This window comes from Winogradskyella luteola (assembly GCF_019203985.1).
Lineage (GTDB): Bacteria > Bacteroidota > Bacteroidia > Flavobacteriales > Flavobacteriaceae > Winogradskyella > Winogradskyella luteola.
The window spans coordinates 220471-239252 of record NZ_JAGSPD010000005.1 but is presented as its reverse complement, the minus strand read 5'-3'; the positions used below and the strand labels follow the sequence as shown (position 1 = coordinate 239252).

Here is an 18782-nt window from a genome sequence, read left to right as displayed (position 1 = left end):
TAATTATAATCCTTTAAGGTACTAAAATTAAACTTTAGTATTTTAGCCACCAAATCATATGTTAAACAAATGAGAATAGGCATAGACGCTAAATGGTATTTTAACAGCCATCCTAGTGGTAAGGTTGTAGTAGAAAATATAGTTAATCATATTGTAAAGCTTGACACTGCAATTGATTTCTTTATTTTTCTAAACAAACGTGATAAACATTATAAATTTCCCATTACACAACCAAATATTCATTTAGTGTATGTTCCCAATATTTTAAATGCAATAACAAATTTATTTGTAATGCCATTTTATACTTCAAATTATAAAATAGATGTATGCTTGTATCAAAATTATGCACCTCTTTTTGGGGCTAATAAGATTGTAAATTATGTTCATGATGCTTTATTCATGGATTTCCCACAATTCTTTTCACTTAAGGAGAGAATTTACTTTTACCCAATGAAATATGTCTCTAAAAAAGCTGACCATGTTATAACTATATCCAATTCCGAAAAAGAAAGAATGCTAAAACACAAGTTTTGTGAAGAGAAAAACATCAGTGTTGTTTACCATGGTTTGGGTTTGGTAAATAATAAGTCGTCCATAAACAGTGCCAATATCCATGAGAAATATAATTTACCCAATAAGTATATTCTTTATTTAGGAAGATTAAATGTGAGAAAAAATATTCAGGCCCTTTTAAAAGCTATGCCGCAAATATCCGATGAAATTTCTCTAGTAATTGTTGGCAAATCAGAACATAAAACTATCGATTTAGATTTCCTAATAGAGCAATTAAATATTAAAGACAGAGTAATTAAAGTCGGGTTTATAGAATTTGAAGATATTGAGTTTTTTTACAAGAATGCTAATGTATTTTGCTTTCCCTCTTTTGCAGAGGGCTTTGGACTGCCCCCTTTAGAATCAATGTATTACGGAACACCCGTCGTTGTTTCAAATACGACTTCCTTACCTGAAATATGTGGAGATTCCGTACTTTATGTAGATCCTAACAACCCCGCCGAAATAGCTAATCAAATTAACATCATATTAGGCAACGAAGAGGTTAAAAACAACTTAATTAAAAAAGGAAAGCAAAGGGCTTCTGAATTTAGTTGGGAAAAGGCCTCCACTGAAATTTTAAACATCTTGAAAACAATTTAATAATTAATGGAGTTATCTATAATAATAGTTAATTACAATGGTGAGAAATTTTTAATTGACTGTATTCGGTCAATTAAAAAAAAGTGCTTGAGGCTTAATTATGAAATTATAATATGGGATAATACTTCTACAGACAACTCTGTTAACTTATTAAATACTCACTTTACTGATGATGTAAAGCTCTTTTTATCTAAGGAAAATTTAGGGTTTGCTGGGGGAAATAATGCTGCTGCGAAACATGCCAAAGGAAAATATATATTATTACTCAATAATGATACTAAACTATTAATTGATCCTTCATGCGCTATTGAATTACTATCCAATGAAAAAATTGGTATTGTAAGTTTTAAAATGCTAGGTACTAATAGAGAATATCGCTATTCTACTGGTAAGTTTCCCAACCCTTTGAGATTACTGAAATTGTCTCTCCTCTTTGAGAAAAGAGATGGTTTTAAAAATGGTGTATTTAAGAATAAAGAACCTTTAAGAGTAGATTGGGTCGAAGGCTCGTTTTTGCTAACAAAAAAAGAAATATGGGAAAATTTAGGTGGGCTAGACGAAGATTTTTTTATGTATGCAGAAGACATAGATTATTGCAAAAGAGTCAGTGATTTACATTATGAAACGTATTATATTCCTGTAGACGGTTATATTCATCATGGAGGTTATGGAAGCGATAGGCAACATATGCTTTTTAATAGTCTTAATTTGTATTTAGACAAACATACTAACGGGTTATATAAATATTTATATAAATTAGCATTAAATATTAATCTTCTTGTAAAGCATGTTAAAAGGGTTATTAAAAAAATTACTTGAGAAAAACGGTAAAGATTACACACCCGACAAAAATCTATCTGACAAATTTATCTTAAGTGTTTTAGCCACACGATTATTAATGCTTCTAAGGGGTTTTTATGTGTTAAAGCGTAAAATCTTTTTGGGCAAGCGAGTTAAGATTAAAAACAAGAGAAACTTCTCATTTGGTACTAATTGTACCATAGAAAAATACGTTACCATTGATTGTTATGCTAAAGAGAAGCTTGTTTTTGGCGATAGTGTTAAAATTGGCGCTCATTCTACTATTGGAGTTACTAGCCATATGTCTAAATATGGGATCGGATTAAAGATTGGAAATAATAGTGGTATAGGCGAGTATTCTTTTTTTGGTTGTTCTGGTGGAGTTGTTATTGGTAACGATGTAATTATGGGGCCTTATGTGAGTTTCCATTCCGAAAATCATAACTTTTCGGACAGTACAAAACTGATAAGAGAGCAAGGTGTTGTATCTGAAGGAATTAAATTAGGGAATAATATATGGGTTGGTGCTAAATCTACTTTTTTAGATGGTTGTGAAATAGGGGATAATTGCGTTGTTGCGGCTGGTGCCGTGGTAAAAGGTAAATTTCCCTCAGATGTTGTTATAGGTGGTGTGCCAGCTAAAGTCTTAAAAAAAAAATAGCTTTAATATTCATTTATAATTTATAACCGTAGCTTAAAATTTTTTTCTCAATAGTATTGTTTAGCCATTGCTTTTCTTCTTTATCTAAAACATGTCTCCAATTTCCTATTTTTCCCTTGTTAAAAGTAGAACTCTTAACCGAATATATTTTACCACATATGTTATCTATCTGTTTATCGTTTAGCTCTATTGATATGTAGTTACAGATTTTTTTTACAGTATCTATTTGTTTTTGTTTGTTCCCGCCCCCATTTGGACCAATTAAATGTTCAAACTTTATACACAAAACCTCATCTAATTGAGTCCAAGGCAAAAATTTATCTAAAACTTCTGGAAAAGGCTCTAATATATCTTTCTTTCCATTTATCATTGCTTTTAATTTCTCAAACCTTGTGTCATATTCTGCCAAAAATTTATGAGCCTTTTGAGTAGTGTCCATTCTCTCAATATAGTTTAGGTGAGAGATTAGTACATCTCTAGGATCCCGTACTAAATGAATAATTTTTGTTTTATTAGCAACAATAGTTTGTAAGGCACCTTTGTGATATTGCATGTGGCTCAGCAAAAATTGTCCTTTTTTTATTGAAGATAAAACCCCAAGCTTTGAGTTAACAGAGTTTTGAATCTCTAATCTTAATGTTTTTTTTCCACAATGTCTCATTAATGGCAATTGTAGAAATAGGCTTTCTAAAAGGTGTGTCCCCGATTTTGGTAAAGAATTCAATATTACTTTGGGGCCGATTTTCCTACCTTTTTTTTGGGATTTTTTCATGCCATGAAAGAAAATATCTAGCCTTTTGGATAAGTAATATTTATATTTATCAAATTTGTTTTTTGCTTTCATGATTATCATCTATTATAAAAAGTAAAATATAAAGGGTACCGAAAAAAAGCATACCCCTTTGTCTCCAAAGAACAGATTCTGATAAAAATAGAGCCATACTAATAAAAACAAATGGTAAGAAATATTTTGCGCTCAATGCCCTTTTTAGAGCTAATGCGAGAGAAACTGATAATAAAAATAACCCTATTAGACCTAACTCTGCAAAAACCTGTAAATATTGGTTATGAAAGTTATAGGTGTGGAATCTAGTTGGTGTCTTTAATCCCCTGTGTGTGTTTGCAATTTGTCTTTTTGATGCATCTAACCCCATACCTAAAACATAATCTTTGGGTGTGTTCATTATTTCTTTAAACACTCTTATTTGTAGTAATCTTGCTTCAAAGCCTGTATAAACTCTTCCTTTTTCAAAATTTCTTTTTTTTAAAATTTCTTTATAGGATGAGTTAAACTCTGAAATAAATCTATTTTTAATTGGGTTAGCAAATACCAAAACCAATATTATTGCTAACAAAATTAATCCGAATGCCATCAGTTTGTAAAGTGTATTTTTGAATTTAAAAATTATTATTAAAGCTGATAATATTATTGTTATAAACAATATCATCTTAGAAGAAAGCATAATCAAAAATACGCCTAAAACTAGTAGTTTTATTATTTTAACGAGTAAAGTCTTGGTGCTATTCTGCAAGGTATGTAAAAAACAGAATGAGACTATATAAGATACATATATTGCGTTTAATTCTAAAGGTGATACTAACTCGTGATAATATAGAAATCCTTCAAACCCATACTTATAGTATTTTATAATAGCTAATATTGTCAATAGTATTGACAATCCAGAAACAAAAACTGAAAAACGATCAAATATGCTTTTAATTATATCGTTTGATAATTTGGGTAAAAACATTCCTGCTATTGCTAATAAAAACAATGGAGTTTGTCTTCCTATTGCATGCATTGTTTGAGGTTTATCAACTGACCAAGCAATAGTAATAAAAGAAAAAAGAGTAAATATAAAAAATGGCAATAAGGATTTGTCTATATAAAATTGTTTTGTTTTTACAACCCAAGTAACCACAAATGCAAACCAAAAGCCAAATGCCAAACTACTATAAAAATAATCTAGTAGAATAGAACTTAATAAAACTAATGTTAGATAGCCAAATAATGATTTCCAGATGTAATTTACTCTATTCATCGAGACATTTTTTGAAAAAACTTAAATAGCTTTTATTAATAAATTCCCAGCTGAATTTTGTCATTATTTTTTTAATATTGTTCTTAATTATACTTAGGTTCTCCATTTTATTGTGATCTTGTATAATCTCAGCTACTTCATCAGCTGATTTAAAATAAAAAGCGTCGTCTTCAAGAATAGCATAATTAAAATCGTTGCGATGGGATGCAATAAGTGAGCTAGATGCCATTGCCTCTAGTAGTGATGGATTGGTACCACCAACTGAATGTCCATGGAAATATAATCTAGAATTATACCGTATGTTATTCAAAACTTCCAAATCATATATTGCGCCAAAAAAACGAATACCTTCATATTTATCAAACTTGTTTTTTATGTAACTTCCAAAAGATGTACTTTCTGTATTGCCGACTACACAGAAAGGGTAATTAGAATTGCTACTAACATAACCATCTAATATCATTTCAATATTATTTTCGGGCTCCATTCTTGCGATAAGTAAAAAATATTCATTTGGAGATAATTCTTGGAAAGCAAACTCAATGTCTATATTGGGTACAAAAACATTTGCACCATAAGCAATATATTCGGAGTCTCTTTTGTACTTCTCTTTAATGTAGGATTGAATTTCCAATGAATCTGATATTAAATAATCGCTAGTTTTAACCGCTAGCTTTTCTGCATACAAAAGAAATTTTTGTACATTTTTAGAATACTTGCTTCTTTTCCATTCTAAACCATCCATGTTTGTAATAATAATAGGCCTGGCGGGCAAAATCCATCCCCAAACGGAACTGCTTGTATAGCCTAATTGCAAAATAATATCAAAATCTCTTTTACGAGAATCCCTAATACAATTTAAATCATATATAAACTGACCGATAGTTCCAATTTTAGATTCAGGGTCGTATGAGTGAATAATTTTAACTCCTTTATATTCCTTTTTTTTATACGGGTGGACATGAGAGTTATAAACATAGACATCGTGCCCTTTTTTTTTAGAATGTAAAGCAAAAAATTCTGCAAATTGCTCAAATCCTCCATGATAATTAGGTATACCCCTTGTCCCTATAATTCCTATTTTCATTTTGATATTTTCTTCTTATCTTTTAGAACCTTTGAGGAAATCATGCTTAGCATCATCCCTAAAATGATTGGCATTATTGGTCTAAAATTGTATATTCCATTAATTACAAGTGTTGCAAAAAGTAAATATAGGCCTATTCCAGAAACACTTACGTAGTATATGTTTTGTTTAGCATTAATAGGTCTCTTATATATATAAGCATAGATATGAAAAATCCAGAATATTAGAACAAGTAAACCTATGATTCCTGTTTTAAAAAAGATATACCCATAGCCATTATGTATGTGTGGGATATATTGCATTCTTTCTCTTCCTAAAGGGGCTTTGAAACCTAAATCTACTAGTGAACCCGCTCCCATTCCAATGATATAAGGTAAATAACCATCAGTTTCTTCCATTGTTTTAAATGCTTTTTTTACTTCATAGGCTCTCCACTTATCCCATAACTGAGTATGATCATTTATATCAATATCTGCATTGAAAATTTCTTGTGGTGCAATTTTGAGTTTGTACAAGAAAGATTCCACTCCTTTGGAATCCCGTTTTATATCCATAAACTGTAAAGAAACCATAAACCCTATCAAAAAAAATAATACACCCGCAAGGTATAGAATCTGAGTTCGGGTTACCTGGGTTATTCTGTAGAATGAAATCATAAACAATAAAATAGCGATCAATGTAGTTCTTGATAAATAAAGCAAAATAGATATTGTAACTACTACAAAAAAAATATTATTGAATAATCTCGAAAATAATCTGAAACGGTTTTTTTTATAAAAAACTATAAAAAGTGTATAGATAAATGCTTCTACTGGACTCCCCTTTCCTCCTATTTTTCTTATCTCAGCAGTGTTCCAGTCATTTTCTAAATTTAAAAAAATTTTAGTGATGTGTATAACAGAGACAATAAAACAATAAAGTATTAACCACTTAATTATATTATCTCTGTCTTTGAAATTTTTGACATAATAGTAGCCAAAAATTATTCCAAAAATCGGTGTTGTCAAATGAACACAATCCCTTATTAGATTAAATATGGTCGGTAAGCGAAAGGCTGAACCAAAAATTGCTAATATAAATATGAAAACCAATGGAGCTAATGCATTGATTATACCATTGTAAAATTTTAACTCTTTTAGAAAGAAGAAAAAAGACACTATAAGAAGGAATACAAAATTTTGTTCTATTGTAAATTGACCAATTACAGACAAAACTATAATTAAAAAAAATCCTAAAAGATTGTCTCTCGACGGTAATTTAATTTTCAGTGTTTCCAATTTTTTAAGCTTATATTCAGTTTTCTTTCTAGTTCTAAAATTTGTTTTTTATAATAAGTATTATATATTTCTGCCCTTAATGAGCTAGAAAGGTTTTCTTTCTCTATTGTCTTAAGGTTTATCTTTTCTATGTATTCGGCTATTCGTCGCTTTGTTTCTTTTGATTGAATTAAATTTCCAACTAATTCTTTAAAAATATTTTTTTTATATAGTATCTTTTGCAGATAACCAGACCTTGGGTGTGATGCTGGATTACTTATTGTTTCGGTATTAAAATCGAAATCTTTTAGACCAATAAAATCTATAATATCCAAGATACAATCTTTAGTATTATTGGTAAAATCATCAAAAAGAAGAACCTTAATGTTTTCACTACCAAAATATTTTTCATAATTCAAAATCTGATCCAAATAATATCCTCGAGAACGATAACTATAATGCATATTATCTTCCTTATTGTTGATCCTTCCTTCTTCTTTGTACATAGCATTTTCAAAAGAAAGGTTCTCTAATCCTCTTCTCTTTGTCATCAAATAATGTGAGTATGCTCTATCAACAGGGTTCCTGAGTATAAATAGGATTTTAATCTTTCCATATGTGTTGAATATTCGTTCTGCAGATTGAGTAAAATAAGAATATTCAGGATCTATTTCTCCGAAATATTTATATGGTTTTGAATGATTAAAATACTGTAAATAATGTGATTCGCCTTTTCTATACAAATCCTCATTGCTAAAAAAATGTGTCTCTTTTTTTTCTGGCAGGCATAGGTCTGGGTGTTGACTCAGAATATTATGTAAAGTTGTTGTACCTGCTTTTTGTACACCAACACAGAAAAAATTGACCTTACTCATTTCTAAACTTTAAAACTTTAGCTGGCACACCTCCCATAATTGCATTTTCAGGAACATTTTTAGTAACTACAGCATTTGCTGCTATGATTGATCCTCTACCCACGGTTACTCCCTTGGTAATAACAACTCCAAAACCAATCCATACATTATCTTCGATAAAAACGGGTTCAGTCAATATTCCTTGTTGAATCATAGGGATGGTAAAATCATCAAATCTATGGTCTGTATCTCTGATAGAAACATTTTGAGCTATCATTACATTACTGCCAATACATACTTTTGAATTTACCCCTATAGTAGAAAAAGAGCCTACAAAACTATTCTCCCCAATCTCTAAATTGCCGGTTCCTTGAATAATAACATCATGTTGAATACCAGCTCCTTTTCTTAGAAATACTTTCAGTTTAGATCGTTTATAAGTAAATACCTTTATTGAAAACCTTTTTTCTATATAACTCTTATTCTCAGCTTTTATAATTCCCAAAAACTTAAGTCTATAATAAAAAGTATATACTTTCTTCGAAATTTTTTGTCTGTATTTTTGAAACATATATATCATAGTCTAAAAAAAGCATAAAAATTAAATTTTTGTTTTACTAGAACTAAACACATTATGTTAATAATTAAATTAGATATTAAGCTCGCCAATGCAGCGCCCTCTATTCCGTATTTTAGTATTAAGAAGTAATTTAAAATAATATTTGTGAAAGCACAAATAAATGTGAAATTTCGAAATTGCTTCTGATATATTGTCATATTTAAAATCTGGCCCACACTTCCAGACATGGCATTAAAAAGCATCCCTAAGGAAACTATCACCAATACTAATTGACCAGATATAAACTCTTCCCCAAATAAACCAAGTATTGGCTTTCTAAATATAATCATGAAAACAACAATGGGTAAGCTTAAAAATGAGATAAGTTTGGTTGCTTTTTGTACTTCCTTTTTTATGCCTTCAATGTTCTTGCCTTCAAAAAGTTTAGAAATTTTAGGTGACAACACTGTGTTAACAGCGGCAACAACAATTAACACTAAACTTCCCAACTTAAATGCTGCATTATACACACCTACATCACTCTCACTCACCATTGCTCCCAACATTAAAACATCTGTCCAGCTAGATATTAGCAAAAACGAGGAGCTAATCATCATTGGCGTTGAGAGCTTGAGTATCTTCTTGTAACTTATAGTATTCTTAAGCTTAATTGGAATTCTTAACAAAGAGACACTATAGGTTAATCCGAAAATTCCATACGATAAAATATATCCGATGATTATAAAATATGGAGGCAACTTATAATGATATGTTATACAAACAAGTATTAAAATAAGCATATTAGGATATAGAAAGTAAAAATTCCCATACTTATTGAATTTACCTTCAACAGCTAAAAAGCCAATAAAGGCCTTATGAGATAAGAATAAAATTGATAGCAAACCTATGCAATTAAAGTAGCTTGCTAAATCTTCTTTTTTGAATATTTGTACGGCTAAGACATCTTTAAATGAAATCATTAAAAATCCGCATAGAAATGACGAAATGACGACAATGACAAACGCTTTTCTTAAAAAATCAGATTGTATATAGTTGCCTCTATAATGCTCCTTCATTGAGCCTAGCTTCACCAATACATTGTCTATACCCAAGCAAAAAAAAACACCTAAGAAGCTAATTATTACTTGGCTTATGGCAATAAGCCCATAAACTTTTGAGCCAAAAAGGTTGGTTATAATAAACACCCAGATAAAACTCAATACCATACCAAATATTCTTCTTAAAAATACGCTTCCAGAGTTTAGAATCAACTTTTCTAATCCATAAACCCTAAGAAGTTTTTGAATCTTGTTCATGTTTTTAAGTTTCATTAAAAATGATTAAGTGGGATAAATAGCTAAGGTAGCTCTAAATTCATTCTATCTTGAAGCGATTTTCTTGATACAAAAAACGGATTATACATACCCTCTTTTTCTAAAGCAACAGCAGTAAAATTAACTTTATTGTATTCTATAAATTCATTAGGGTTGAAATGATTAAAAAAAACTTGTTTAGTGATAGTAATCTTATTGCCATTGTAACTCAATTCTAAACTATTAACTATAATTTTCTGAATTTTGTCTTTATTTCCAAATTTTAAAATTAGTTTATTGGGCAAAACATCTTCGTTTAATTGAAAGAAAAATGTCTGATAGTTATCACTGCCTTTAACAGGTATTGAAACTGAATTTCTCTTAGATATCTGTCTTTGGTTTTCATTTAAATAAAATAACGTGAAATCATCATCTTCTTCAACTACAGCTTCCAGTTTTAGAGTAAAATAATCTGTCTTGGTTTTATTTTCCTTGTGTATTTCTACAATTTTAGGCTCTTTTACTTTATTGTCAGTAGGGCTTTTTTCATTGCCATTACAGTTCGTGGCTACTATTAATATAAGAAAATATTTAATAAATTTTTTCATTCCCAAAGTTTTTTAAACAACCATCCCAGCAGCAACAGTTTCATTTGTTGCTTCATCTATTAAAATTATACTGCCTGTAGTTCTGTTCTCCCTGTAAGAATCAACCATTAGTGGTTTAGTTGTTCTAATTTTAACTTTAGAAATGTCATTCATTTTTATATCCTTATCCTCACTCTTTCTTTCTAAAGTATTGATATCAAACTTATACACGATCTCCTTTATCATTGCCTTTTGCTCATTGGATGTGTGTCTAATGCTGTATTTAGCTCTTGGTTTAGCTGGATTATTATGCAACCAACAAAGCATTACCTCTATATCTTGAGAAGGTTCAGGCTTGTTATTAGATTTCACGATCATATCGCCTCTGCTAATATCTATATCATCTTCTAAGGTAACAGAAATAGACATTGGCGCATACGCTTCTTCAAGTGATTTGTCTAAAGTATCTATCGTTTTGATTTTTGAGGTAAAACCAGATGGTAATACTGTAACCTCATCTCCTAGTCTAAAGATACCACTCGCCATTCTACCTGCATAACCTCTGTAATCTCTGTGGCTTTCACTTTGTGGTCTCAACACAGTTTGTACCGGAAATCGTGCATCAACCTTATTGATGTCACTACTTATGTGCATGGTTTCTAAGGTGTGTAATAACGGTGCACCCTGATACCAATCCATATTTGTGGATCTATTGACAACGTTATCCCCATTTAAAGCACTAATCGGTATAAAGCGTATATCATTAACTAATAACTTTGAAGCAAACTCTTCAAATTGATTGATAACATTATTATAGACTTCTTCGGAATAATCAACCAAGTCCATCTTATTAATACATACGATAACATGGGGTATTTGTAGTAATGAAGCAATAAAGGAATGTCTTTTAGTTTGCTCAATAACACCATGTCTGGCATCAACTAAAATAATAGCAGCATTAGCTGTAGATGCTCCCGTAACCATATTTCTGGTATACTGTATATGACCTGGCGTATCTGCAATTATAAACTTACGTTTTGGTGTTGTAAAGTACCTGTAAGCTACATCAATAGTTATTCCTTGTTCTCTTTCGTCCCTAAGACCATCAGTAAATAGTGCTAAATCCACACCATCATGACCTTTCTTTTTACTGGTGTTTTCTATAGCCTGAAGTTGGTCTTCGAATATAGATTTCGAATCGTAAAGCAAGCGTCCTATTAAAGTACTTTTTCCGTCGTCTACACTTCCTGCTGTAGTAAAACGTAATAATTGGTTATTATCTAACATCCTCTGTTTCTTTTAAAAATATCCCTGACGTTTTCTATCTTCCATTGCGGACTCTGACCGTTTATCATCACTTCTGTTTCCACGTTCCGTCTGTCTCATCCCAGATACTTCATCTGCAATTTTTTCTAAAGTATCTGCATCGGATTCTATACCTCCTGTAATTGTGATATCACCCAAAGTTCTAAAGCGAATCTTTTTTGTTACAATTTCTTCGTGCTCTTCTAGCACTAAAAACTCTGAATTGGGTATCCAACTGTCTTGTCTCCATACGACTTCACGCTCATGAGCAAAATATAATGAAGGTATTGCTATATGCTCTCTTTTTATATAGTTCCATACGTCCATTTCGGTCCAGTTACTTATGGGAAAAGCTCTAAAGTGTTCTCCTTCAAAATGTTTACCGTTAAAAATATTCCAAAGCTCTGGTCTCTGATTTTTTGGATCCCATTGTCCAAAATCATCTCTGTGAGAAAAGAAACGTTCTTTGGCCCTTGCCTTTTCTTCGTCTCGTCTTCCTCCACCAATAGCACAATCAATTTTGTTAGATTCAATGGCATCTAAAAGTGTTGTGATCTGCAATGCATTTCTTGTAGCATTTTTACCTTTTTCCTCTGCAACCCTGCCTTCATCTATAGATTCTTGTACAGAACCTACAATGAGTTCTACTCCTAAATCTTTTATTATATTATCTCTAAACTGAATGGTCTCGGGAAAATTATGACCTGTATCAACATGCATTAATGGAAAAGGAATCTTTGCTGGGTAAAATGCTTTTTTTGCCAAGTGTGTTACCAAAATAGAATCTTTTCCTCCCGAAAACAATATTACAGGGTTATCAAATTGTGCCCAAACTTCTCGTAAGACATAAATAGCCTCGCTCTCTAATTCGTCTAAATAATTTAAGTAATATCTACTCATTTTTGAGTTCTAATTTTGGTGTTATATAATCCACAATTCTTTTTACAGCATCTTCAATGGATTCGTTTTCGGTTTTAATCTCAATATTTGGGTTATCTGGTGCTTCATAAGGGGCCGAAATACCCGTCATGTTTTTTATCTCTCCTGCTCTGGCTTTTTTGTATAAGCCCTTTACATCTCTACGTTCGCACTCTTCAATACTTGTGTTGATATAAATCTCGACAAAGTTAACATCTTTGACGATAGTTCTAATATTCTCTCTATCTTTTTTATACGGTGACACAAATGCTGCTAAAACAACTAAACCGGCATCTACCATTAGGTTAGCAACTTCAGCAATACGTCTTATGTTTTCTGTTCTGTCCTCTGGCGAAAATGAAAGGTCATTATTTATTCCCTTTCTAATATTATCACCATCTAGAGAATAGGTTTTTATGCCTTTTTGAAATAGATTCCGCTCAACAAGGTTGGCAATTGTTGATTTGCCAGAACCTGAAAGGCCAGTGAACCAGATTAAAAATGAATTGTGCTTGTTAGAGGCAACTCTATCTGTCTTTGAAACATGATAATTATGAGGAATAATATGTTTGGACATTTTATCTTTTTTTACCGAAAAAAAATTGTCTAATTCTACCTAAGGGTAATTTTAGCCAAAGTCTTTCGTGTAGATAGTACAATACGAATTTCGTAAATAATTCTGTAATAGCAATATATAATGCTATTTCGTTAAACGCTTCTAAAATTGCGCCAGATATTATGAATGTCATTGTCGTTGCAATAATGCGCCATGATATTGTTTTTTGAAGTGTTTGCTTTTTTGTGACTTCCTTGTTTATGAGTATTTTTTGCCAAATTCTTTCGTGAACATAATAGATTAAAAACTTGACCAAAAACTCTATTGAACCAATTTTAACAGCATTTTCTAAACTGCATTGACCACTTAAACAAGTGATTAGCAACACCACCAAAATTGTATCTGAAGTAGCAACAATACGCCACGATATTCCTTTTATAAGGCTTCTAAGGTGGGATTCTGTTTTGTACTTAGCCATAGTTCTTAGCGTTTAGAAACTATAAACCATGGATTGAGCAAGTTTTCTTTGTTGTATAAAAGCACTTCTTTTGTGTCTTCTGCGATAACATCTATACCAATGGCATTGCAAATGGCCTGTCCTGCAGCAGTATCCCATTCCATAGTAGGTGCAAATCTAGGGTAGATATCGGCATTACCTTCTGCAACTAAACAAAATTTTAAAGAACTTCCTTTTGAAACAATGCTTACCTCCTTTCCTGATTTTTTTAGACTTTCAACAAAATCTAAAGTCTCTTGACTCATATGAGATCGGCTACCCACAACCTCAACAGCATTTGATTTGGTCTTGGGTTGAAGAGGTTTAGAGGCGTTCATTACATCTTCGATTGTTGTATTATGTGACGATAACTCAGCAGAAAACGCTTGCTTTTTTGTAACATCAGCAAAATATAAGTGCTTTGTAGCTGGCACATAGATTACCCCGAGTTGCGGCATTCCGTTTTCAACTAAAGCAATGTTAACGGTAAACTCACCATTGCGTTTAATAAACTCTTTTGTCCCATCCACAGGATCGACTATCCAGCAAATATTCCAGTTTTTTCGTATTGAATAATCTATCTGCTTGTTTTCTTCACTAATTATAGGTATTGGTGTTTCCTTTAAAAACGAGTTGATAATTTCATTAGCTTCTCTGTCTGCCTCAGTCAATGGAGACTTGTCATCTTTGAACTCCACATTAAAAGCTATATCATAAACATGCATTATAGCCTCACCTGCTTTTAAAGACGCTTTTATTGCTGTTTTTAAGTTATTTTTGATTGTACCTGTCATATATGCAAATCATATTGTTTATTAGTGTCATTATTGTTTTAAGTTAGAAATCGCTTCTCTTAAACTAGATCGCCAATGTGGGATATGTATATTTAAGTTTTCTTTAATCTTGGATTTATCTAAAACACTAAATAATGGCCTTTTAGCTGGGGTTGGGTAGTCTATGGTTTTTATGGGGAGCAATTTAATATCAGAATTTATCTCATCAAAAATAGAATATGCAAAATCATACCAGCTAGCAATACCCTCATTACTATAATGATATGTACCATAATTATCATGTTTAGTATCAATAATTTTAAAGATTACTTCAGCTAAATCTTTCGTATAAGTTGGTGTCCCTATCTGATCATCCACAACATTTAAATTTTGCCTATCGGAGGCCAATTTAATCATGGTTTTCATGAAATTCTTATTATGCTCGGAATATAACCATGAAGTTCTTAAAATAAAATACTGATTCATGCTTTTTTCTATAGCCAATTCACCTTTTAGTTTTGAAAAACCATAAACATTTTGAGGGTTGGTTTCATCTTTCTCTGTATATGCAATAGGGCCACTACCTCCAAAAACAAAATCTGTAGAGATATGAATTAATATCACCTTATCAATGTGACATTCTTTTGCTAAATTTTTTACTCCAAGTTCATTTACCTTGTATGCAGAATCGCTATCCTTTTCGGCATTATCAACAGCTGTATAAGCAGCACAATTAATACAATAATCAAATGTTTGATTATTAAAAATTGTTTTTACAGTGTCTTTTTTTGTTATATCTAATTCTGTAGAAGATTTGAAATGCAATTTTATATTGGGGTATTTCGCTTCTATATCTTTTATACTTTTTGCTAATTGCCCCATACCTCCAGTCACCAATACATTCATCATAGTACAATAGTATTAAACTTAGGTAGCTCCAAGTCTTTTTCAGAAATGATTAATTCCTTTTCAGAAATTTCCCAATCTATGTTTAATGCAGGGTCATTATAAATTATGCCGCCCTCTGAATTTTTGTTATAATAATTATCGCATTTATATGAAAAAATAGCCGTATCTGATAATACCAAAAAACCATGTGCAAAACCTCTTGGAACAAATAATTGTCTTTTGTTCTCTTCAGATAAGATAACGGAAACATATGCGCCATACGTTTCTGAACTTGCCCTTAAATCTACTGCTACATCAAGCACTTCCCCTTTAACTACTCTAACTAATTTAGCTTGGGCATGTTCACCTTTTTGAAAATGTAAGCCTCTTAAAACATTTTTAGAAGAGTATGATTCGTTATCTTGTACAAAATCTACACTATAACCTATATTTAAATCAAAGAGTTGCTTGTTATAACTTTCAAAGAAATAACCTCTTTTGTCTATAAATGTTTTAGGTTCAATTATTATGCAATCTTTTATTTTTGTATGCTTAATTATCATTTTTTTGTTTCAATAAACCTAATAAATTTTTGCCGTAACCACTTTTTAGTAAAGGCTTTGCTAAGTTTTTAAATTCTTCTTCGTTGATATAATTCATCTCAAATGCTGCTGCCTCTATAGATCCTATTTTTAGCCCTTGCCTATTCTCAATAACCTCAACGAATTGAGAAGCTTGCATTAATGAATCAAAAGTTCCTGTGTCTAACCAAGCTGTTCCCCTATCTAAAATGCTAACGCTTAACTTGCCTAGTTTTAAAAATTCTTTATTAACATCCGTAATCTCTAACTCCCCTCTTTTACTAGGTTTAATGTTTTTGGCTATCTCTACCACTGAGTTGTCATAAAAATATACTCCTGGTACGGCGTAATTAGATTTTGGTGTTTTTGGCTTTTCTTCTATGGATATCGCATTTCCATTAATATCAAATTCTACAACTCCATAACGTTCAGGGTCATGAACTCTATACGCATAAATGATTCCTCCATTGGGGTTATTATTACTTTGTAGTAATCTTGCCAAACCAGATCCATAAAAAATATTATCCCCTAATATTAGGGCTACTTTATCTGAGCCTATAAATTTCTCCCCTATTAAAAATGCTTCAGCCAATCCTTTAGGGGCATGCTGTACTGCATAACTAAAATTACATCCATACTTTTCGCCATTACCTAAAAGATCTTTAAACAAGGGTAGGTCTTTAGGTGTTGAAATTATTAGAACCTCTCTTATACCTGCATACATTAATGTAGATAGAGGGTAATATATCATGGGCTTATCATAAATAGGCATTAACTGCTTGCTTATGGTTAATGTTAAGGGGTGTAGTCTGGTGCCCGATCCACCAGCTAAAATTATTCCTTTCATGGTTAGCTATATTGCTTTTTGTAGTATGATTGGTATTGGCCTGTTGTTACATTTTTAAGCCATTGTTCATTGCTCAAATACCAATCTATTGTTTCTTTTAGACCTTCTTCAAAGGTTACAGAAGGAGACCACCCAAGTTCTTGCTTTATTTTATTTGCGTCAATTGCATATCTTAGGTCATGACCTGGTCTATCTTTTACAAACGTTATGAGTTTTTCTGAACTGCCTGGTGCTTTACCCAATCTATCATCCATTTGCTTACACAACAACCTAACAAGGTCTATATTTTTCCATTCATTAAATCCCCCAATATTATAAGTCTCAGCAACCTTTCCATTATGAAAAACCATATCTATAGCAATAGCATGGTCTTTAACGTAAAGCCAGTCTCTTGTATAATTGCCATCACCATATACGGGTAAAGGCTTGTTGTTTAAAATATTATTGATAAATAATGGAATCAATTTTTCTGGGAATTGGTTTTGTCCATAGTTATTGGAACAATTAGTTATCACATATGGTAACCTATAAGTCTCCCCATATGCTCTAACAAAATGATCAGAACTTGCTTTTGATGCAGAATAGGGCGAATTAGGGTCATAAGGTGTTGTTTCTGTAAATAACCCCGATACCCCTAAGCTTCCATACACTTCATCTGTGCTTATATGATAAAACAGTTTATCTTTAAAATTATTTTTCCACAAATTCCTAAAAGCATTTAGCAACACTACCGTACCAATGACATTTGTTTTTACAAACGCAAACGGGTCTTCAATAGAACGATCCACATGTGATTCTGCTGCTAAGTGTATAACATGCGTAAACTCATAGTCTTCAAAAATTTTGCCTATAAAAGCCTCATCCGTTATGTTACCTTTAATGAACGTATAGTTGGGTCTAAGTTCAACATCTTTTAGGTTTTCTAAGTTCCCAGCATATGTAAGTGTATCTATATTATATATATGATAATCTTCATATTTATTGGAGAACAAGCGAACCAAATGAGAACCAATAAAACCTGCACCTCCAGTAATTAATACTCTCTTATTTATGTTCATAGTCTCTAATAAATTTAAAAACTTTCAAGAAAATAAATGCAAGGACTAAAAGTGCTAATGCTAAAATTGGAAAAATTATCGAGGACTTATTTTGTATATTTGACTCTTTGGTACCTACCTCCTCAAAACCAGATAAAATATCATAATAATCACTTTCAACTATCAGTTTTTCATCTAAAACTCTTAACTTACCCCTAATTTTAAGTTCTTCTTGAAATAAATCATATTCTCGAGTCTGTGTTTTTTCTTGAATTAAAGGAAACAATGTGCCAGACCCTAAATTTAACTTGCCGTTTTCAGATTCAGTTTTAAGAACATTCAAGTATAAATTTTGCAAGCTATCTATATTCATTAACTCTTTCTGGTAGGATAGTTTTTCTGAGTATAAAGCAGAGTCTCTTAATCTTTTTAATTTCTTTGAATAATCGTTTTCAAAAGTGTTTATGAACCCTTTCTCTAAGCTTTTAAAGATATCTTTTTTATGAGATTTAGCAATTATTGAAAAAACCTTGCCCGCTAATATATCTCTATTAAGCACGTAATCATCATATGTGATATCAATAGCAAGAGTGCTATCTATTGAACTAATATATTCATCGTATTGAATAATCAAATCGTTTTGGGTTTCTGGCCCAATTTCTATTTCAAAGCCTATAAGCTCCTTGGCATCAGTTGTGTCAATTTGAAATTTATTTGCTAACTCAGAATGGTTATTAGAGGAAATAAGAGCGTTAAAATAGTCAATGTCATTTGCTAATTGATATTTTGATTCAAAATAAGGTTTTACTAACATATCAGACATGTAAACTGAAGGTTTATAACTATCTATTATTACTCCAGTAACAGCTGCAATCATAATTGTAATTGACACAATCTTAAAATTATTCACTAATGGCTTTAAGGAATAAACAAAAGCCGAAAATATAGTTTTAAAAATGTTGGCAATGAATCTAAAAAACATTTCAAATGCTTTACCAATATATTTGAATAATTGCACCAAATCGATTTCGTCATTAGGTTGCGAATTAGGTAATTTATCACTCAT

21 protein-coding genes are annotated in these 18782 nt (G+C 31.3%); 3 read left to right on the top strand and 18 right to left on the bottom strand.

Features of this window, described 5'->3' with window-relative positions:
* The first annotated feature begins 69 nt into the window (after positions 1–69).
* The 3 genes from KCG49_RS08225 to KCG49_RS08215 are packed head-to-tail and all read left to right on the top strand — an operon-like array spanning position 70 to position 2617.
* Positions 70–1155 carry a glycosyltransferase family 4 protein gene (locus tag KCG49_RS08225; protein WP_218545738.1) on the top strand — a complete coding sequence of 362 codons (1086 nt, stop codon included), beginning with the start codon at positions 70–72 and terminating at the stop codon, positions 1153–1155.
* 6 nt (positions 1156–1161) lie between these two features.
* Positions 1162–1974, top strand: coding sequence for a glycosyltransferase family 2 protein (locus KCG49_RS08220; RefSeq protein ID WP_218545737.1), 813 nt, complete (start codon positions 1162–1164; stop codon positions 1972–1974).
* The gene (locus tag KCG49_RS08215) at positions 1943–2617 is read left to right on the top strand and encodes an acyltransferase (RefSeq protein ID WP_218545736.1); all 675 of its coding nucleotides are present in this window, start codon (positions 1943–1945) and stop codon (positions 2615–2617) included. Before KCG49_RS08220 ends, KCG49_RS08215 begins: the two co-directional genes overlap by 32 nt.
* A gap of 13 nt (positions 2618–2630) precedes the next feature.
* Here the strand turns inward: KCG49_RS08215 and KCG49_RS08210 are convergent, their stop codons facing one another.
* The 18 genes from KCG49_RS08210 to KCG49_RS08125 form a co-directional block, all read right to left on the bottom strand.
* A complete protein-coding gene (locus KCG49_RS08210) occupies positions 2631–3461 on the bottom strand; it encodes a sulfotransferase domain-containing protein (RefSeq protein WP_218545735.1) in 831 nt (276 codons plus the stop codon).
* The gene (locus KCG49_RS08205; RefSeq protein WP_218545734.1) at positions 3439–4659 is read right to left on the bottom strand and encodes an O-antigen ligase family protein; all 1221 of its coding nucleotides are present in this window, start codon (positions 4657–4659) and stop codon (positions 3439–3441) included. The genes KCG49_RS08210 and KCG49_RS08205 overlap by 23 nt, the downstream gene beginning before the upstream one ends.
* On the bottom strand, positions 4652–5746 hold the full coding sequence (locus tag KCG49_RS08200) for a DUF1972 domain-containing protein (RefSeq protein WP_218545732.1): 1095 nt from the start codon (positions 5744–5746) through the stop codon (positions 4652–4654). The genes KCG49_RS08205 and KCG49_RS08200 overlap by 8 nt, the downstream gene beginning before the upstream one ends.
* Positions 5743–7023, bottom strand: a complete 1281-nt coding sequence (locus tag KCG49_RS08195; RefSeq protein WP_218545731.1) for an O-antigen ligase family protein — start codon at positions 7021–7023, stop codon at positions 5743–5745. Before KCG49_RS08195 ends, KCG49_RS08200 begins: the two co-directional genes overlap by 4 nt.
* The gene (locus KCG49_RS08190; RefSeq protein WP_218545730.1) at positions 7011–7877 is read right to left on the bottom strand and encodes a sulfotransferase family protein; all 867 of its coding nucleotides are present in this window, start codon (positions 7875–7877) and stop codon (positions 7011–7013) included. Before KCG49_RS08190 ends, KCG49_RS08195 begins: the two co-directional genes overlap by 13 nt.
* Positions 7870–8361, bottom strand: coding sequence for an acyltransferase (locus KCG49_RS08185; RefSeq protein WP_218545729.1), 492 nt, complete (start codon positions 8359–8361; stop codon positions 7870–7872). Before KCG49_RS08185 ends, KCG49_RS08190 begins: the two co-directional genes overlap by 8 nt.
* 71 nt (positions 8362–8432) lie before the next feature.
* Entirely contained in the window at positions 8433–9731 is a 1299-nt protein-coding gene (locus tag KCG49_RS08180) for a flippase (protein WP_218545728.1), read from the bottom strand.
* Positions 9732–9772: 41 nt separating this feature from the next.
* Positions 9773–10336, bottom strand: a complete 564-nt coding sequence (locus KCG49_RS08175; protein ID WP_218545727.1) for a DEAD/DEAH box helicase family protein — start codon at positions 10334–10336, stop codon at positions 9773–9775.
* Between the two features lie 12 nt (positions 10337–10348).
* Positions 10349–11602: a sulfate adenylyltransferase subunit CysN gene (cysN, locus tag KCG49_RS08170; RefSeq protein ID WP_218545726.1), complete on the bottom strand. Its 1254-nt coding sequence runs from the start codon at positions 11600–11602 to the stop codon at positions 10349–10351.
* A 12-nt stretch (positions 11603–11614) separates the two neighbouring features.
* Positions 11615–12520 (bottom strand): sulfate adenylyltransferase subunit CysD, encoded by a 906-nt coding sequence (gene cysD, locus KCG49_RS08165; RefSeq protein ID WP_218545725.1) that lies wholly within the window; start codon positions 12518–12520, stop codon positions 11615–11617.
* Complete coding sequence (gene cysC, locus KCG49_RS08160; RefSeq protein WP_218545724.1) at positions 12513–13115, bottom strand: adenylyl-sulfate kinase; 603 nt, start codon at positions 13113–13115, stop codon at positions 12513–12515. Before cysC ends, cysD begins: the two co-directional genes overlap by 8 nt.
* 1 nt (position 13116) lies before the next feature.
* Positions 13117–13572, bottom strand: coding sequence for a DUF2061 domain-containing protein (locus tag KCG49_RS08155; protein ID WP_218545723.1), 456 nt, complete (start codon positions 13570–13572; stop codon positions 13117–13119).
* A 5-nt stretch (positions 13573–13577) separates the two neighbouring features.
* Positions 13578–14384, bottom strand: coding sequence for a 3'(2'),5'-bisphosphate nucleotidase CysQ (gene cysQ / locus KCG49_RS08150; RefSeq protein ID WP_218545721.1), 807 nt, complete (start codon positions 14382–14384; stop codon positions 13578–13580).
* A 30-nt stretch (positions 14385–14414) separates the two neighbouring features.
* The gene (gene rfbD, locus KCG49_RS08145; protein ID WP_369680354.1) at positions 14415–15272 is read right to left on the bottom strand and encodes a dTDP-4-dehydrorhamnose reductase; all 858 of its coding nucleotides are present in this window, start codon (positions 15270–15272) and stop codon (positions 14415–14417) included.
* Positions 15269–15814, bottom strand: coding sequence for a dTDP-4-dehydrorhamnose 3,5-epimerase (rfbC, locus tag KCG49_RS08140; protein WP_218545720.1), 546 nt, complete (start codon positions 15812–15814; stop codon positions 15269–15271). Before rfbC ends, rfbD begins: the two co-directional genes overlap by 4 nt.
* Complete coding sequence (gene rfbA, locus KCG49_RS08135; protein WP_218545719.1) at positions 15804–16679, bottom strand: glucose-1-phosphate thymidylyltransferase RfbA; 876 nt, start codon at positions 16677–16679, stop codon at positions 15804–15806. The genes rfbC and rfbA overlap by 11 nt, the downstream gene beginning before the upstream one ends.
* 2 nt (positions 16680–16681) lie before the next feature.
* Positions 16682–17737, bottom strand: coding sequence for a dTDP-glucose 4,6-dehydratase (rfbB, locus tag KCG49_RS08130; RefSeq protein WP_218545718.1), 1056 nt, complete (start codon positions 17735–17737; stop codon positions 16682–16684).
* The gene (locus tag KCG49_RS08125; RefSeq protein WP_218545717.1) at positions 17724–18782 is read right to left on the bottom strand and encodes a hypothetical protein; all 1059 of its coding nucleotides are present in this window, start codon (positions 18780–18782) and stop codon (positions 17724–17726) included. Before KCG49_RS08125 ends, rfbB begins: the two co-directional genes overlap by 14 nt.

Coding starts and splice junctions, on each gene's coding strand:
- KCG49_RS08175 (WP_218545727.1), bottom strand. CDS start 10,336: ATGAAAAAATTTATTAAATATTTTCTTATATTAATAGTAGCCACGAAC.
- cysD (WP_218545725.1), bottom strand. CDS start 12,520: ATGAGTAGATATTACTTAAATTATTTAGACGAATTAGAGAGCGAGGCT.
- rfbB (WP_218545718.1), bottom strand. CDS start 17,737: ATGAACATAAATAAGAGAGTATTAATTACTGGAGGTGCAGGTTTTATT.
- rfbD (WP_369680354.1), bottom strand. CDS start 15,272: ATGATGAATGTATTGGTGACTGGAGGTATGGGGCAATTAGCAAAAAGT.
- KCG49_RS08225 (WP_218545738.1), top strand. CDS start 70: ATGAGAATAGGCATAGACGCTAAATGGTATTTTAACAGCCATCCTAGT.
- KCG49_RS08125 (WP_218545717.1), bottom strand. CDS start 18,782: ATGAGTGATAAATTACCTAATTCGCAACCTAATGACGAAATCGATTTG.
- KCG49_RS08205 (WP_218545734.1), bottom strand. CDS start 4,659: ATGAATAGAGTAAATTACATCTGGAAATCATTATTTGGCTATCTAACA.
- rfbC (WP_218545720.1), bottom strand. CDS start 15,814: ATGATAATTAAGCATACAAAAATAAAAGATTGCATAATAATTGAACCT.
- cysQ (WP_218545721.1), bottom strand. CDS start 14,384: ATGACAGGTACAATCAAAAATAACTTAAAAACAGCAATAAAAGCGTCT.
- KCG49_RS08210 (WP_218545735.1), bottom strand. CDS start 3,461: ATGAAAGCAAAAAACAAATTTGATAAATATAAATATTACTTATCCAAA.
- KCG49_RS08180 (WP_218545728.1), bottom strand. CDS start 9,731: ATGAACAAGATTCAAAAACTTCTTAGGGTTTATGGATTAGAAAAGTTG.
- cysC (WP_218545724.1), bottom strand. CDS start 13,115: ATGTCCAAACATATTATTCCTCATAATTATCATGTTTCAAAGACAGAT.
- rfbA (WP_218545719.1), bottom strand. CDS start 16,679: ATGAAAGGAATAATTTTAGCTGGTGGATCGGGCACCAGACTACACCCC.
- KCG49_RS08190 (WP_218545730.1), bottom strand. CDS start 7,877: ATGAGTAAGGTCAATTTTTTCTGTGTTGGTGTACAAAAAGCAGGTACA.
- KCG49_RS08200 (WP_218545732.1), bottom strand. CDS start 5,746: ATGAAAATAGGAATTATAGGGACAAGGGGTATACCTAATTATCATGGA.
- KCG49_RS08155 (WP_218545723.1), bottom strand. CDS start 13,572: ATGGCTAAGTACAAAACAGAATCCCACCTTAGAAGCCTTATAAAAGGA.
- KCG49_RS08220 (WP_218545737.1), top strand. CDS start 1,162: ATGGAGTTATCTATAATAATAGTTAATTACAATGGTGAGAAATTTTTA.
- KCG49_RS08215 (WP_218545736.1), top strand. CDS start 1,943: ATGTTAAAAGGGTTATTAAAAAAATTACTTGAGAAAAACGGTAAAGAT.
- cysN (WP_218545726.1), bottom strand. CDS start 11,602: ATGTTAGATAATAACCAATTATTACGTTTTACTACAGCAGGAAGTGTA.